The organism is Rhizobium sp. AG207R (assembly GCF_027109195.1).
In the GTDB taxonomy this organism is placed as follows: Bacteria; Pseudomonadota; Alphaproteobacteria; order Rhizobiales; family Rhizobiaceae; genus Rhizobium; species Rhizobium dioscoreae.
Window position 1 is genome coordinate 105,501 of record NZ_JAEPVT010000003.1, and the last position, 15,447, is coordinate 120,947.

General features: G+C 60.8%; 14 protein-coding genes. 4 read left to right on the plus strand and 10 right to left on the minus strand.

Annotation, left to right across the window (positions count from 1 at the left end):
• Positions 1–26: 26 nt before the first annotated feature.
• The 9 genes from JJQ51_RS08020 to JJQ51_RS08060 all read right to left on the minus strand — a co-directional run bounded on the left by JJQ51_RS08020 (position 27) and on the right by JJQ51_RS08060 (position 10,360).
• A complete protein-coding gene (locus JJQ51_RS08020; protein WP_269244510.1) occupies positions 27–1,688 on the minus strand; it encodes an OFA family MFS transporter in 1,662 nt (553 codons plus the stop codon).
• Positions 1,689–1,791: 103 nt separating this feature from the next.
• Positions 1,792–2,058, minus strand: coding sequence for a formate dehydrogenase subunit delta (locus tag JJQ51_RS08025; protein WP_113333905.1), 267 nt, complete (start codon positions 2,056–2,058; stop codon positions 1,792–1,794).
• Positions 2,048–2,875 carry a formate dehydrogenase accessory sulfurtransferase FdhD gene (fdhD, locus tag JJQ51_RS08030; protein ID WP_269244511.1) on the minus strand — a complete coding sequence of 276 codons (828 nt, stop codon included), beginning with the start codon at positions 2,873–2,875 and terminating at the stop codon, positions 2,048–2,050. The genes JJQ51_RS08025 and fdhD overlap by 11 nt, the downstream gene beginning before the upstream one ends.
• 229 nt (positions 2,876–3,104) lie before the next feature.
• A complete protein-coding gene (gene fdhF, locus JJQ51_RS08035; protein ID WP_269244512.1) occupies positions 3,105–5,984 on the minus strand; it encodes a formate dehydrogenase subunit alpha in 2,880 nt (959 codons plus the stop codon).
• A gap of 5 nt (positions 5,985–5,989) precedes the next feature.
• A complete protein-coding gene (locus tag JJQ51_RS08040) occupies positions 5,990–7,546 on the minus strand; it encodes a formate dehydrogenase beta subunit (RefSeq protein ID WP_269244513.1) in 1,557 nt (518 codons plus the stop codon).
• Positions 7,543–8,022, minus strand: coding sequence for a formate dehydrogenase subunit gamma (locus JJQ51_RS08045; RefSeq protein WP_269244514.1), 480 nt, complete (start codon positions 8,020–8,022; stop codon positions 7,543–7,545). Before JJQ51_RS08045 ends, JJQ51_RS08040 begins: the two co-directional genes overlap by 4 nt.
• Positions 8,023–8,182: 160 nt before the next feature.
• Positions 8,183–9,079, minus strand: coding sequence for a LysR family transcriptional regulator (locus JJQ51_RS08050; protein ID WP_183809767.1), 897 nt, complete (start codon positions 9,077–9,079; stop codon positions 8,183–8,185).
• Positions 9,080–9,149: 70 nt separating this feature from the next.
• The gene (locus JJQ51_RS08055) at positions 9,150–9,488 is read right to left on the minus strand and encodes an ArsR/SmtB family transcription factor (protein WP_113333660.1); all 339 of its coding nucleotides are present in this window, start codon (positions 9,486–9,488) and stop codon (positions 9,150–9,152) included.
• A 101-nt stretch (positions 9,489–9,589) separates the two neighbouring features.
• Positions 9,590–10,360, minus strand: a complete 771-nt coding sequence (locus JJQ51_RS08060; RefSeq protein WP_269244515.1) for an SDR family NAD(P)-dependent oxidoreductase — start codon at positions 10,358–10,360, stop codon at positions 9,590–9,592.
• A gap of 97 nt (positions 10,361–10,457) precedes the next feature.
• On the opposite strand from JJQ51_RS08060, the gene JJQ51_RS08065 reads away from it, so the two are divergent.
• Together JJQ51_RS08065 and glpD are read left to right on the plus strand one after the other, a co-directional pair.
• A complete protein-coding gene (locus JJQ51_RS08065; RefSeq protein ID WP_269244516.1) occupies positions 10,458–11,231 on the plus strand; it encodes a DeoR/GlpR family DNA-binding transcription regulator in 774 nt (257 codons plus the stop codon).
• Between the two features lie 114 nt (positions 11,232–11,345).
• Positions 11,346–12,857, plus strand: coding sequence for a glycerol-3-phosphate dehydrogenase (gene glpD, locus JJQ51_RS08070; protein ID WP_269244517.1), 1,512 nt, complete (start codon positions 11,346–11,348; stop codon positions 12,855–12,857).
• A gap of 9 nt (positions 12,858–12,866) precedes the next feature.
• Here the strand turns inward: glpD and soxR are convergent, their stop codons facing one another.
• The gene (gene soxR, locus JJQ51_RS08075; RefSeq protein ID WP_183761499.1) at positions 12,867–13,331 is read right to left on the minus strand and encodes a redox-sensitive transcriptional activator SoxR; all 465 of its coding nucleotides are present in this window, start codon (positions 13,329–13,331) and stop codon (positions 12,867–12,869) included.
• A gap of 74 nt (positions 13,332–13,405) precedes the next feature.
• Between soxR and JJQ51_RS08080 the strand changes: the two genes are divergently transcribed.
• On the plus strand, positions 13,406–13,981 hold the full coding sequence (locus JJQ51_RS08080) for an NADPH-dependent FMN reductase (protein ID WP_269244518.1): 576 nt from the start codon (positions 13,406–13,408) through the stop codon (positions 13,979–13,981).
• A 169-nt stretch (positions 13,982–14,150) separates the two neighbouring features.
• Positions 14,151–15,362, plus strand: a complete 1,212-nt coding sequence (locus tag JJQ51_RS08085; protein ID WP_269244519.1) for an acyltransferase family protein — start codon at positions 14,151–14,153, stop codon at positions 15,360–15,362.
• Positions 15,363–15,447: the final 85 nt, after the last annotated feature.

Genomic DNA, 15,447 nt, shown 5'->3' on the forward strand with positions numbered 1-15,447 from the left:
GGCTTTGTCGTCTTCAAAATGCTTGGTTAGCCGAACAATGCGTAGGTGCTCTTGATCGTCACCCATACACCCCAGAGGAGCGGAATGCCGACGAGTGCCCAGGCGATCAGTGCCTTGCCGTCGAAACCACCCGTGCCGATGCCGAAGGAGCCGGTGGGGCCTGCATTGGCGGCAGCGGTCTTTGCCTGCAGCGCCGCCACCTCCTCGTCCGACATGAACCATTTGTCCGAGAGCGGCTTGACCAGCGAATTGGCGATCAAGCCCAGAGCCAGCATGCCCGCAAGAATATACATGGTGAAGGTGTAGAGCTGCGCACCTTCGACGCCTGCTGCCTTCTGTGCCTCGCGGATATAGTTGACGACGACAGGCCCGATGATCCCGGCCGTCGCCCATGCCGTCAGCAGCCGGCCATGGATCGCACCTACGAACTGCGTGCCGAAGATATCGGCAAGATAGGCGGGAACGGTAGCGAAGCCGCCGCCATACATCGACAGGATGATGCAAAGCGCACCGACGAACAGCACTTTGCTATGGATACCGGCCGCCCAGGGAGCCAGGACATAGAGCGCAATGCCGATGACGAAGAAGCAATAATAGGTGTTCTTGCGGCCGATCTTGTCGGAGAGCGACGCCCAGAAGAAGCGCCCACCGATGTTGAAGAGCGACAGCAGACCGGCAAAGCCGGCGGCTATGGCAGCGACGGTGGCGATCTGATCCTTGCTGAGATCGGCGAATTTCACATCCGGCAGGCCGATGAGGGCTCCGCCGAAAATCTCCTGCAGCATGGGCGAGGCCATGCCGATGACGCCGATGCCGGCCGAGACGTTGAGGCACAATACTGCCCAGATCAGCCAGAACTGCGGGGTTTTGTGGGCATCGCGGAGATGCACATGCTTTGTGGTAATCATCGAGCTCTTGGCCGCGGGTGCCGTCCAGCCCTCAGGACGCCAGCCGGCCGGCGGCAGGCGATAGCCGAAGGCGCCTCCCATCATGAAGACGAAATAGATGGCCGCCATGACGATGAAAGTCTGCCAGACGCCCACCGATCCATCCGTGCGAAAGTGGTTCATCAGCAGGCTCGCAAGCGGCGCCCCGATCATCGCGCCGCCGCCGAAACCCATGATCGCCATGCCCGTCGCCATGCCGCGCCGATCCGGAAACCATTTGATCAGCGTTGACACGGGTGAAATATAGCCGAGACCAAGCCCGATACCGCCGATGACGCCGGCGCCGATCCACATGATCCAGAGCTGATGGAAGATGACGCCAATCGCGGCAATCAGGATACCGCCGCACCAGCAGCAGGCAGCGACTACGCCGGCCTTGCGCGGCCCGGCCCGTTCCAGCCAGCCGCCCCAGATGGCAGCGGAGGAGCCGAGCAGCACGAAGAACAGCGTATAGATCCAACCGAGATCGCTGACGCGCCAGTCGCAGCTCGTCGTGAACAGGGCGGTCAGAAGATTGAGGCTGGCGCATTCTGCAGGAGCTGGAGCCGGAGTACCGAGCGCCTTGGAGAGCGGCAGCCAGAACACGCTGAAGCCATAGGCCATGCCGATGCAGAGATGGATCGCCAATGCCGCCGGCGGCACCAGCCACCGGTTGAAGCCCGGCTTGGCAATGATGCGCTCACGATCGAGCAGACCCGCCGTTGCCGTCCCTCGGGAAATATTCGTATCCGCAGCCGTCATGAACAACTCCTCCTTGCTTCAAAGACCGGCACCCTTCCTCAAAGGAATCGCATTCGACGATAGAGCCTCCACTCTCCATCCCAATGCGCCATCTGTGCTAGTATTAAGCCGACTTAATTTCCTCGGCCGGCGCCGGCCTGTGGATCAGCGAGGCCGCCTCCAGGACCAAAGGGTTCAGCCCACTGTCGCCATGATCGATGATCGCGAACAGCTGTCTCCGCATGCGCGGCTCCCAGAATTTGTTGATATGCGTAGCCACACCCTGCACCGCCTCACCCGCCGGCTGTGTCTTGAAGAAGGTGGCGATCTGGTTCGCCATATAGATGAGCTTGGTCTCGGTCTTGCCATGCGGCGTTTCGTCAGGCGACATCGGCGATGCTCCCCGTGATGATGCGATGCGGGTGGGTGAAAATCTCGAAATCGTCGCCGCGCACCAGCGCCACCAGCGTCATGCCGGCCTCCTCGGCCGTACGGATCGCAAGCGCCGTCGGCGCGGAAATCGCTACAAGGACGGAACTGCCTAATATCGCTGCCTTCTGCACCATCTCGACGGAAAGGCGACTGGTGACGGCGACCACGCCATCCGCGCCCTTATGACCGGACCGAATGACCGCGCCGCATAGCTTGTCGAGCGCATTGTGCCGGCCGACATCCTCGCGCACGGCAAGCAGACCCTCGGACGGAATATAGAAGCCCGCGCCATGCACGGCATGCGTCTCGCGATGCAGCGGCTGGGCATCATTGAGGAGAGCGATGGCGCGAACGATATCCCTCTGCGTCAGCTTCAAAGCAACTTTCGAGACATCCGGCACCTTGCGAACTGCCTGTTCGATCGATTCGATGCCGCAAAGGCCGCAGCCGACGGGGCCCGCCATATGGCGGCGGCGCAGCCGCAGGGCATCCGCGGCATCATCGACGAGCGTGATCTGCACGTCGATCCCCTGCTCGTCCTCAATCGGCTCGATCGCAGCAATCTCACTCATATCGGTGATGATGCCCTCGGTGAGGCTGAAGCCGACAGCGAAATCCTCGATATCGGCGGGCGTACCCATCATGACCGCGTGCGAGGTGCCGCCATAGGAAAAAGCGATCGGTACTTCCTCGGGGACAATTCGGGAGCCGGACCGCACCAACCCGTTGCGGCGGGCGGTCTCGGGGACGAGGGTGGTGGGCGTGAATTTGGTCATTGTGGGGTGGGGCGGAAAGTACCCCCCTCTGTCGCTATCGCGACATCTCCCCCACAAGGGGGGAGATCGTTGGGAGTTTGACGCTCTTTATCCGTTAAACAATAAGCTGCAACCTCTACAGATACAGCATAAGCTTGTGCCGAGAGCATCCCGCGAGCTACCAATCTCCCCCCTTGTGGGGGAGATGTCACGAAGTGACAGAGGGGGGTATTCCGCCGCATCCTCAAACTCACTCCGCAGCCTCCATCTTCCCAACGATGCGTCGGGACTGCCGGGCCTGTTCATCATACTCGACCTGCCACTGCGATGGACCATTCGAGGGCGAGACCTGCACGGCCGTCACCTTGTATTCCGGGCAGTTCGTCGCCCAGTCGGAATAATCCGTGGTAATGACGTTCGCCTGCGTGTCCGGATGATGGAACGTCGTATAGACGACACCGGGCGCGACGCGGTCGGTAATCAACGCCCTGAGCGTCGTGTCGCCGGATCGGCTGCTGAGCCGCACCCAATCGCCCTCGCGGATGCCGCGCTGCTCGGCGTCGTGCGGATGGATCTCCAGGCGGTCCTCCGCGTGCCAGACGACATTCTCCGTGCGCCGCGTCTGGGCACCGACATTGTACTGGCTGAGGATACGCCCGGTCGTCAGTAGCAGCGGGAAGCGCGGGCCGGTGCGCTCGTCGGTCGGGACATATTCCGTGCGGATGAACTTGCCCTTGCCGCGCACGAAGCCATCGACATGCATGATCGGCGAGCCGAGCGGCGTCTTCTCGTTGCAGGGCCACTGCACCGAGCCCATCTTTTCCAGATAGTCGTAGGAGACGAGCGCGAAGCTCGGCGTCGTCGCGGCGATCTCGTCCATGATTTCGGACGGATGCGTATAGTTCCAGCCGAGACCCATGGCCTGCGCCATCTTCTGTGTCACTTCCCAATCGGCATAGCCGTTGCGCGGGGTCATGACCTTGCGCACGCGGTTGATGCGGCGCTCGGCATTGGTGAAGGTGCCGTCCTTTTCCAGGAAGGTCGAACCGGGCAGGAAGACGTGGGCGTAGTTGGCGGTCTCGTTCAGGAAGAGGTCGTGGACGACGACGCATTCCATCGCAGCAAGGCCGGCCGCAACATGCTTGGTGTCCGGATCGGACTGGAGAATGTCCTCACCCTGGATGTAGATGCCCTTGAACGTGCCTTCGACGGCGGCATCCAGCATGTTTGGAATGCGGAGGCCCGGCTCGTTGTTGAGCTTCACACCCCAGAGCTTTTCGAAGATATCGCGGGTCGCATCGTCGGAGATATGACGATAGCCCGGCAGCTCGTGCGGGAAGGAGCCCATGTCGCAGGAGCCCTGCACGTTGTTCTGTCCGCGCAGCGGGTTCACGCCGACGCCCGGACGGCCGATATTGCCCGTCACCATGGCGAGATTGGCGATCGCCATGACGGTGGTCGAGCCCTGGCTGTGCTCGGTAACACCGAGACCGTAATAGATCGCGCCGTTGCCGCCCTTGGCAAACAGACGAGCGGCGCCGCGTACGAGTTCCGGAGAAACGCCGGTGTATTTTTCCGTTTCCTCCGGGCTGTGCTGCGGCTCGGAAACGAAGGCTGCCCAGTCCTCGAATTCGGACCAGTCGCAGCGCTCACGGATGAATTTCTCGTCGAACAGGCCTTCGGTGACGATCACATGTGCCAGTGCCGTCAGAATGGCGACATTAGTGCCTGGCTTCAGCGGCAGATGATAGCTGGCTTCGACATGCGGCGTGCGCACCAGATCGATGCGGCGCGGATCGATGACGATGAGCTTGGCGCCCTGGCGCAGCCGCTTCTTCAGGCGCGAACCGAAGACCGGATGGCCATCCGTCGGGTTGGCGCCGATGACGATGACGACATCGGAATGCTCGACGCTGTCAAAATTCTGCGTGCCGGCGGAGGTGCCGAAAGCCTGGCCGAGGCCGTAACCTGTGGGAGAATGGCAGACGCGGGCGCAGGTATCGACATTGTTGTTGCCGAAGCCTGCGCGCACCAGCTTCTGCACCAGATAGGTTTCCTCATTGGTGCAGCGCGAGGAGGTAATGCCGCCGATGGAATCGCGGCCATACTGATATTGCAGCCGCTTGAACTCGGTGGCGATATGGGCAAACGCCTCGTCCCAGGTCACTTCACGCCAGGGATCGGTCACCTTCTCGCGGATCATCGGATTGAGGATGCGGTCCTTGTGGGTCGAATAGCCATAGGCGAAGCGGCCCTTGACACAGGAATGGCCGCGATTGGCCTGGCCGTCTTTCCACGGCACCATGCGCACCAGCTCCTCGCCGCGCATCTCCGCCTTGAAGGAACAGCCGACGCCGCAATAGGCGCAGGTGGTGACGACCGAATGCTCCGGCTGGCCGATCGAGATGACCGATTTTTCGGTCAGTGTCGCGGTCGGGCAGGCCTGCACACAGGCGCCGCAGGAAACGCATTCCGAATCGATGAAACTCTCATGCATGCCGGGCGAGACGCGCGAGCCGAAGCCGCGGCCCTCGATGGTGAGTGCGAAGGTGCCCTGCACTTCCTCGCAGGCGCGCACGCAGCGCGAGCAGACGATGCACTTCGAAGGATCATAAGTGAAATAGGGGTTCGACTCGTCCTTCGGCATCCATTTCAGATTGATGTCGCCGTTGTTGCGCGCCTTGACGTGGTTGTCGCCCTCATAGCCGTAGCGCACATCGCGCAGGCCGACGGCGCCGGCCATATCCTGCAATTCGCAATCGCCGTTGGCGGCGCAAGTCAGACAGTCGAGCGGGTGGTCGGAGATATAGAGCTCCATCACGCCGCGGCGGATGTCCTTCAGCCGGCCGGTCTGCGTGTGAACGACGAGGCCGGGTGCCACAGGCGTCGTGCACGAGGCCGGCGTGCCGTTGCGGCCTTCGATCTCGACGAGACAGAGGCGGCAGGAGCCGAAGGCATCGACCATATCGGTGGCGCAGAGCTTCGGCACCTGAATGCCTGCTTCCATCGAGGCGCGCATGATCGACGTACCCTCGGGCACCGTGATCTGGCGACCGTCGATGGTGAGCGTCACCATGGTTTCGGATGTGGAGGCCGGCGTGCCGTAATCGATTTCTGGAACGAGGGACATGGGTCTTACTCCGCCGCTTCAATCAAGGGAGCCGGAGAAAAATCCTCCGGAAAATGGGTCATCGCGCTCATGACGGGATAGGGCGTGAAGCCGCCGAGCGCGCAGAGCGAACCGAACTTCATGGTGTTGCAGAGATCGGCAAGCAGCACCCGGTTTTTCTCCGGCTCGATCCCTCGCGCGATCTTGTCGGCCGTCTCGACGCCGCGCGTCGAGCCGATGCGGCAGGGCGTGCACTTGCCGCAGCTTTCGACCGCGCAGAATTCCATGGCGAACCGCGCCTGCTTCAGCATGTCGGCGGTATCGTCGAAGACGACGATGCCGGCGTGGCCGATGAGACCGTCCTTGGCCGCGAACGCTTCATAGTCGAACGGCGTGCCGAACAGCGCGCGCGGGAAATAGGCGCCCAGCGGCCCACCCACCTGCACGGCCTTGACCGGTCGCCCCGTCGCCGTGCCGCCGCCGATCCGGTCGACGATGTCGCCGAGCGAAAGACCGAAGGCCGTTTCATAGAGGCCACCATGTTTGACGTTGCCGGCGATCTGCAGCGGGATCGTGCCGCGCGACCGGCCCATGCCGAAATCGCGATAGAAGGCAGCACCCTTGTCCATGATGACGGGGACCGAGGCGAGCGAGATCACGTTATTGATGACGGTGGGACAGTTGAACAGGCCCTTATGCGCCGGCAGCGGCGGTTTGGCACGCACGATGCCGCGCTTGCCCTCGAGGCTGTTCAAGAGCGCCGTTTCCTCGCCGCAGACATAGGCGCCGGCGCCGGTGCGGATTTCCATGTCGAAGGTTTTGCCTGAGCCGAGCACGGATGCGCCGAGAATACCGGCCTTGCGCGCGATTTCGACAGCTTCCGTCATCGCGGCGATCGCATGCGGATATTCCGAACGCGTATAGACGAAGCCCTTGGTCGCGCCCGTCGCGAGGCCTGCAATCGCCATGCCCTCGATCAGCACGAAGGGGTCGCCTTCCATGATCATCCGGTCGGCGAAGGTACCGCTATCGCCCTCGTCCGCGTTGCAGACGATATATTTGCGTGTCCCCGGCGCATCGAGCACCGTCTTCCACTTGATGCCGGTCGGGAAACCCGCGCCACCGCGGCCGCGAAGGCCGGAATCGGTCACTTCCTTGACGATATCGCCAGCAGCCATGCCGATGGCGCGGCGCAGACCTTTCAGGCCGCCGTGCGCTTCGTAATCCTGCAGCGAAAGCGGGTCGGTGATGCCGCAGCGGGCAAAAGTCAGGCGGGTCTGTTCCTTGAGGAATGGGAGGCTTTCGACCTCCCCAAGACAGAGCGGATGCTCGCCGCCTTCGGCGAGCCCGGCATCGAATAGTGCGGGAACATCCTTGGCCTTCACCGGTCCATAGCCGATGCGCTTGCCGTCGATCTCGACTTCGACCAGAGGTTCGAGCCAGAACATGCCGCGCGAGCCGTTGCGTACGATGCGCGCATCGAGCCCGCGTTTGGCAATCTCCTGCGTGACGGCTTGCGCCACCTTTTCCGCACCCAGCGAAAGGGCGGCGGCATCGCGAGGGACATAGATGGTGAGTGTCATCGGCGCGCCTCCTTTACGAGGTCTTCGGCGCTTTCGTCGTCGAGCCGGCCATGCAGCTCGCCGTCGAGCATCGCAGCCGGAGCGCAGGTGCAAAGCCCAAGACAATAGACCGGCTCCAGCGTGACACTGCCATCGAGCGTGGTCTGATGGAAATCGATACCCAGGAGACGCTTGATACGCTCCGCCAGCGCATCGCCGCCCATCGACTGACAGGCTTCGGCGCGACAGAGCTTCAGAACATGGCGGCCGGCCGGATGATCGCGATAGTCATGATAGAAGGTCATGACGCCGTGCACTTCGGCGCGGGAAAGGTTCAGTGCCTTGGCGATCAGCGGCAACGCGTCCTGCGGCACATAACCGAATTCTTCCTGGATCCCATGCAGGATCGGCAAAAGCGGCCCCTCCATCGATTTCATGCTATCGATGATGGTGCCGGCCCGGGTTGCGATATCGCCCGCAGCCTGATTCAAACTCATTAGCAGCCTCCCGCGCATAGCTCCGAAGATCGAAGGCGAATCTTCGGAAAAGGCCTATGCGGCATTTCCTCCTGGCGCGCGATCGACACGCCATGCCGTTAAGGTCGCAGGGAGACGGCTAGGGATCAATAAGGCAGTCTCGTTGCTCGATAGAAAATTTCTATCGATTCTCGTCCTCTTCCGCGAGCAATCTTGCCTCGTGCAACAAGGCAGAGACGAGGGGCGTGAAGGGTTCACGATGTGTGGCGACCAGGCCGACAAGATGCTCGGCGTCAGGCTCCGTGATTGGGATCTTATGAATATCCGCCGGAAAACCGAAGGAATCAGCGATATTCTTCGGCATGATGCTCGCCCAGCGCCCGGTCTGCACATGCGAAAACAGCACGATCATCGAATTGGATTCCAGCGTCGGTTTGGCCGTTGCGCCTGCCTCGGCAAGATGCCGATTGATAATGCGGCGATTCTGCATGTCGGCAGTCAATAGACAAAGCCGAAGATCGCCGACTTCCTTCCAGGTGACGGTCTTGCGCTCGGAAAACGGGCTGCCCGCCGCGGTAATCAGGTGATAGCGCTCAGCATAGAGCGGCACGCTGGTGACACGGCCGAGCGGCTCGTTTTCCAGATAGGTAATGCCGGCATCGATCTCGAGATTTTCCAGCAGGCTCAGAACCTGCAGCGAATTGCGCGATAAAATGGAGAAGGTGACGTCAGGGTGTCTTTCCTGGAAAGGCGTGGTGATTTTCTGCACCATGGCGAGCGCTGTCGGAATGGCGGCGATCCGGATATGGCCGGCAAGACCCTTGCGCGCCGCGCGCATCTCCTCGCGCATAGTGCGGCTATCGCCGACGATGCGGCGCGCCCATTCCAGCACGCGCTGCCCCTCAGGCGTCAGACCCTGAAAGCGTGAACCGCGGCTGACGAGCATTACGCCGAGCTGATCTTCCAATTGCCGGATTGCCGCCGATAAGGTCGGCTGCGTCACACCGCATTCCTCGGCAGCACGTCCGAAATGCTTCTGATTCGCCAATGCTATGAAGAATTCCAGCTTGTCGATCATCCCGCTCTCCCGCGACGAAAGAGTTAGACCGACAGCATGGCGAGCGCAACATACAAAGCGGCCTCAGGGATCAGCGATCGGTCTGACAGAACGCCTTCTGCAGCGACTCAACGACGGCACAGATTTCCGACCGCGCGACGGCATAATGAATGAGTCGCCCTTCGCGGCGCGTATCGACCAGCTTGTCCAGGCGAAGACGCGCCAAATGCTGCGACACGACGGCCTGCGGAAGATCAAGAAGAGCCTCGAGCTCCATCACCGTTTTCTCGTGCTTGGCAAGCGTGAAGAGAATTGCCAGGCGCGTCTCGTGCGATAGTGCTTTCAGCAGGGCGCTCGCCTTTCGCGCCCTGTCAGTCATTTCCTCAACATCACGTTCCGCTGCACCGCCCTGCGGTAGAGACGACGACATATGACAGCCTCTAGTAAGAAATCCCCAGAGGTATGCTTATAATATTATCAAATCAGAAGCTGATTCAAAAAGACACGGAAAACCAAAAAAGGTCCGTTTTATCAGCAGATAAGCTGTCCGCCGTTGATCTCAATTACCTGCCCGGTGACGTAGCCGGAAAGCAGGGGCGCTGCGAGAAAGAGATAGGCGGGCGCGCAATCTTCGGGCGTTCCCAGGCGCTGAAGTGGGATCGATTTGCGCGTCTGCTCCAGCTTCTCTCTCGAGGAATAGCGCTCATGAAAATCGGTTGATATCGTGCCGGGAGAGACGCAATTGACCCGGATGCCATCCGGTGCCAGTTCGCGCGCCAGTGCTTTCGAGTAGGTTGCGACAAAGGCTTTCGAGGCGGAATAGATCGCCGATCCCGGGCTGCCGCCGGTCAACGCCGAAATCGAAACCGTATTGACGATCGCCGCCTGCCCGGCTGCCCGCAGCAGCGGCAACAGTCCTCTCGTCACCTCCATCACGGAAGTCTGATTGAGATGAACGATCTGCTCGTATTGTTCGTCCGTAAGCTCGCCGGCTGGGAATCGCCCGACCATGGTGCCGGCATTGTTGACAAGCACGTCGATGCGGTCGAAACGCTCGCCGGCAGCGCTAACGAAATCGCGCGTACCATTGCGGGCGGCGAAATCGCCGGCAATGAGAAAGGCGCGGCGCTCGGCTTCCGCTTCCATCAGAAAATCAGGCAAATCGCGACTGCCATCGCGGCCAACATGAACAAGGACATGGGCGCCGCAATCGAGAAACTGGCGCGCGACCTCCAGCCCGATGCCACGACCGGCGCCGGTGACCACGACGTTGCGATTTTCGAATAGCTTCGGATGAAACACGATGACCTCCCCAACCGCACTATTCGCGCGCCGGTAATTGCGGAATTTTCACTTTATCATATGATGACGAAAAAACGAAAGAAAGGGAGCGAAAACCATGTTCCTATCCGGACGTCAGACCGAGATCCTCGAAATCGCCAAGGCAGAAGGGCGAGTACTGGTGGAAGAGCTGGCGCTGCGCTTCTCGGTCACGCCGCAAACCATTCGCAAGGACCTGAACGACCTCTGCGACGGCCGCGTGCTATCGCGCGTGCATGGCGGCGCGATCTTCCCCGGCGGAACCGAGAACGTAAAATATGAGGCAAGACGTTCCATCGCCGCACCCGAAAAACAGGCGATCGGCCGCGCCGCAGCAAGCCTGATCCCCAACAACAGCTCGCTTTTCATTAATATCGGCACGACGACGGAAGCTGTCGGCGAGGCACTCCTTGGCCATCACGAACTGATGGTTATTACCAATAATATCAACGTTGCCAATAAGTTGCGTATTTTCCCCTCTATCGAAGTCGTCATTTCCGGCGGTGTCGTGCGCGGCTCGGATGGCGGCATCGTCGGCGAGGCGGCCGTCGATTTCATCAAGCAGTTCAAGGTGGATTACGCTGTCATCGGTGCCTCGGCGATCGATCCCGACGGCGCGCTTCTGGATTTCGACTTTCGCGAAGTGAAAGTCGCGCAGGCCATCATCGCCAATGCGCGGCACGTCATTCTCGTCGCCGACAGCACCAAGTTCGAACGAACCGCTCCGGTTCGCATCGGCCATCTATCGCAGGTTCATACCTTCGTAACGGACGAATGCAGCATCGAATCCGTGCGCTCCATCGCCGCGGAACATGACGTGCATCTTGTTGAAACCTCTCGCAGACCAGCTTGATCGGCGCGCTTTCCGTCAAGAAACGTTCGTTTGACATTCGTATCTGTTTCGCTTTAGATGGATTAGTTTCGATTTTCCATCTTCAGGGGATGGCTGACCTTTGCGGAGGGGCGGGTGAGCGAGCAGGTCTACGATATTTTCGTTATCGGCGGCGGCATCAATGGCTGCGGCATTGCCCGCGATGCCGTTGGGCGCGGCTATAAGGTCGCGCTCGCCGAGATGAACGACTTCGCCTCCGGCACGTCGTCGGGCGCCACGAAGCTCATCCATGGCGGGTTGCGCTATCTCGAACATTACGAATTCCGTCTCGTGCGCGAATCGCTGATGGAGCGCGAAGTGCTCTGGGCGATGGCGCCGCACATCATCTGGCCGATGCGCTTCGTCCTGCCCTATCACAAGGGGGGCATCCGCCCGGCCTGGCTGATCCGCCTCGGCCTTTTCCTCTACGATCACCTCGGCGGACGAAAGCTGCTGCCACCGACCGCGACGCTGGACATGAAGAAGGATCCGGCGGGCAAGCCGCTGAAGGCGCTTTTCACCAAGGCGTTCGAATATTCCGACGGCTGGGTCGACGATGCCCGCATGGTGGTGTTGAACGCACGCGATGCGGCGGACCGCGGCGCAACGATCATGCCACGGACGAAAGTGATCTCCGCCCGCCGCGAAGGCGCGGTCTGGGCGATCGAAACGGAGAATACGATTAGCGGCGAGAAGCGCCAGTTTCGTTCGAGCATGCTGGTCAATGCGGCGGGTCCTTGGGTCGATCAGGTGCTCGCCGGTGCCTTCGGCAAGAACCAGGTGCACAATGTCCGTCTCGTCCAGGGCAGCCATATCGTCGTGCGCAAGAAGTTCGATGATCCCCGCGCCTATTTCTTCCAGAACCCGGACAACCGCATCATCTTCGCCATCCCCTACGAGCAGGACTTCACGCTGATCGGCACCACGGATCGCGACTACAAGGACGATCCGAAGGATGTGAAGATCACTGCAGAGGAGACGACCTATCTCTGCAATGCCGCCAGCGAATATTTCAAGGAGCCGGTAAAGCCCGAGGATATCGTCTGGACTTACTCGGCCGTGCGCCCACTCTATGACGACGGCGCATCGAAGGCGCAGGAAGCCACGCGCGATTACGTGCTGAAGGTCGAAGGCGAAGAAGGCCAGGCACCGCTGCTCAATGTCTTTGGCGGCAAGCTCACCACTTATCGCCGCCTCGGCGAACATGCGCTGGAGAAGATCGGCGAGGCCATCGGCCTGAAGGGTACGCCCTGGACTGCCGGCAGTTCGCTGCCCGGCGGCGACTTTCCGGTTCGCGGCTATGAGGCCGAAGTCTCCAAGCTCAAGTCGCGCTATTCTTTCCTTGCCGATCCGCATGCCCGCCGCCTCATCCGCCGCTACGGCACACGCGCCGCCATCATCCTTGGCAACGCAAAGACGGTCGCCGATCTCGGCCGCTGTTTCGGAAGCGATCTCTACGAGGCGGAAGTGCGCTACCTGATCGAACAGGAATGGGCCTGTAGTGCCGCCGACATTCTCTGGCGCCGCTCCAAGAAAGGGCTCTACCTTTCGAAGGAAGAAGCCGCCGTTCTCGAAAGCTACATGGCCGAAAGCCGCGTCCACGCCTGAGCGTGCAATTCACTCTCCGGGATCGAGCAGCCGCGGTCCCGCCCCCTCCTCAGAAAGTCGGTCCCAGGGATTGCGCAAGGGGCAGCTGTCGAGCGAGAGGCAGCCGCAACCGATGCAGCCGTCCAGCTGATCGCGCAGTCCCTGCAGGCGTTTGATCCTGGCGTCGAGATCGTCCTTCCACACTTCCGAGAGCGCCTTCCAGTCGGCCGCGGTCGGCGTGCGTCCCTGGGGTAAGGCTTCCAGCGCCGCCTGGATCTCGGCAAGCGGAATGCCGACGCGTTGCGCCACCTTGATGACGGCGACCCGGCGCAGCACCTCGCGCGGATAACGCCGCTGGTTGCCGCGGCTGCGATGACTCTCGATCAGCCCTTTCGCCTCGTAGAAATGCAGCGCGGAGACCGCCACGCCGCTGCGCGCCGCCACCTCGCCGACGGTCAGCTGCCTGGAAAATTGACCAGGTTCGATTTTTCCCATTTTACGCTATTGACCTCAACTTTACTTGAGGTTTTATAACGCCAGCTCCGAACCGCGTAAAGCAGGAGTAAGACATGACAGAAAGAACCCGGCTGGCGATCATTTATGGCAGCACGCGTCCGGGACGGCTATGCGACCGGGTAGTCAACTGGGTCGCTCGGGAACTGGCACACTATCCCCTCATCGACATCGATCTGATCGACCCTCTCGAGTTCGATCTGCCCTTCCAGCATGATCGCGAGCATCCCGGCGTTGCCGCGCTTTCAGCGCGGCTTTCGGAGGCGGATGCCTTCATTGTCGTCACGCCCGAATACAATCACAGCTTCACGGCCTCGCTGAAATTCCTGCTCGATCTCGTCTATGAGCCGTGGCACGGCAAGCCCGTCGCCTTCGTTTCCTATGGCGGAATTTCCGGCGGGCTGCGCGCCGTCGAGCAATTGCGGCTCGTTTTTGCCGAGCTGCATGCCGTCACCGTGCGCGATACGGTTAGCTTCGCCAATCCCTGGGGCAGGTTTGCCGAGGATGGCACGCTGGAAAACCCGCTCGATGCCCGGAAGTCGCTGGTGCTTCTAATCGCGCGGCTGAACTGGTGGAGCAACGCCTTGAAGCCCGCGCGCGCAACGCGCCCCTATCGCTCCGTCGCCGCCTGATCCTTTTTCCAACATCCGAATCCGGTCTCTCGTTTCTGGCAGGTACGGGAGACCGGTCGACGCCCGGACCTTGCACCACAGGTTCGGGCGTCGTGCTTTCATGCATCTGCCTTGCCGAAACCGCCGCGATGACCTAACCCAATGGAGACGGAGTTTCGGCGGATACGGAATGGAGAACGGAAGACGTCTAGGAGGAGCGGATTTCATGCGCGCTGTCGCATGTCTGATGGTGCTTGTTCACCATCTCGTGCTTCGCATGAATTTCTACAAGGTCCCACCGGATCTGGACATGACCTTCATAATCGCGCGCTTCGGCAATCACGGCGTCTCGGTCTTCTTCGTCCTCAGCGGCTTCCTTCTTGCACGCCCCTTCTGGCTGGCACTGGATAGAGCTCAACCCCTACCTTCGCTGAAGATCTACGCCATGCGCCGCGCCGCACGCATCCTGCCGGGTTTCTGGTTTGCCCTGACGGTCGGCTTCCTGATTAGTTTCACCATCTATGGCTTTCCGCTCGATGCAGAACTGGTCGGCCGCTACATCGCCGGTTTCTTCCTGATGAGCCAATGGCACTGGCGCACCTTTTTTCCGGTGCAAGGCGATGGGCCGCTATGGTCGATCCCCTTCGAGACGACCTGCTATGTTCTCATGCCGATCGGCTTCCTGCTGTTGTTTCATCCGAAACTGAGAACGCGTTCCATTCTTGTCAGCCGCCTGCTCTGGATCGGCATCATTGCCATATCCTTGATTGGCCATTGGCTTGTCGTTACCTATCTTCCAACGGACACTGCCGGGCAAGGATGGCGTTATGGCTTCCAGGGTGGCGCCAAGGAATGGATGCCGCGTTACAATCCCATCGGCTTTTTCGCGATATTCGCGATCGGCGCGCTGGCCGCCGGCATCCAGACACTTCTTTCAGCCCGCCGCGCGGCGATCTACGATATCATCGGCGCACTTGCGATCGTCATGGGCGCGTGGCAATTGCCGCAGTCCATCGGCGGTGCGGCGGAAGGCTATGCCTGGCTTGGCATTCCCTATCAATTCCCGCTGCTTCCCCTCGCGGTCGCAATCGCGCTTTGCGCGCTTCCCCAATCGCTGCTAATGGCAAAGCTGCTCGACAATCCCGTAAGCCTTTATGTCGCCACCGTCTCATTCGGCGTCTACATCTGGCAGGATATCGTGCTGACCTTGATGCCGCAGCTCTTCCCCTCGTCTTTCGGCGCAGGCTCGGACGATGTGCTGGGCGGCTGGATAGTCTCAAGCCTGATCGCAACCGCCATCATCTTTGCCATCGGCACGCTGAGCTATGTGCTGCTCGAACGCCCCGTCATTCAGTGGGCGCGCTCCCGGGAAGGCAAAGTCATGCGACCCGCCACCGCTTAAACGGCAATCAGTAAACAATGATAGTCCTCGCTTAACTTCCAAATCCGATCTACAACGCACATATGGGCGACACAAACCGCCAAGA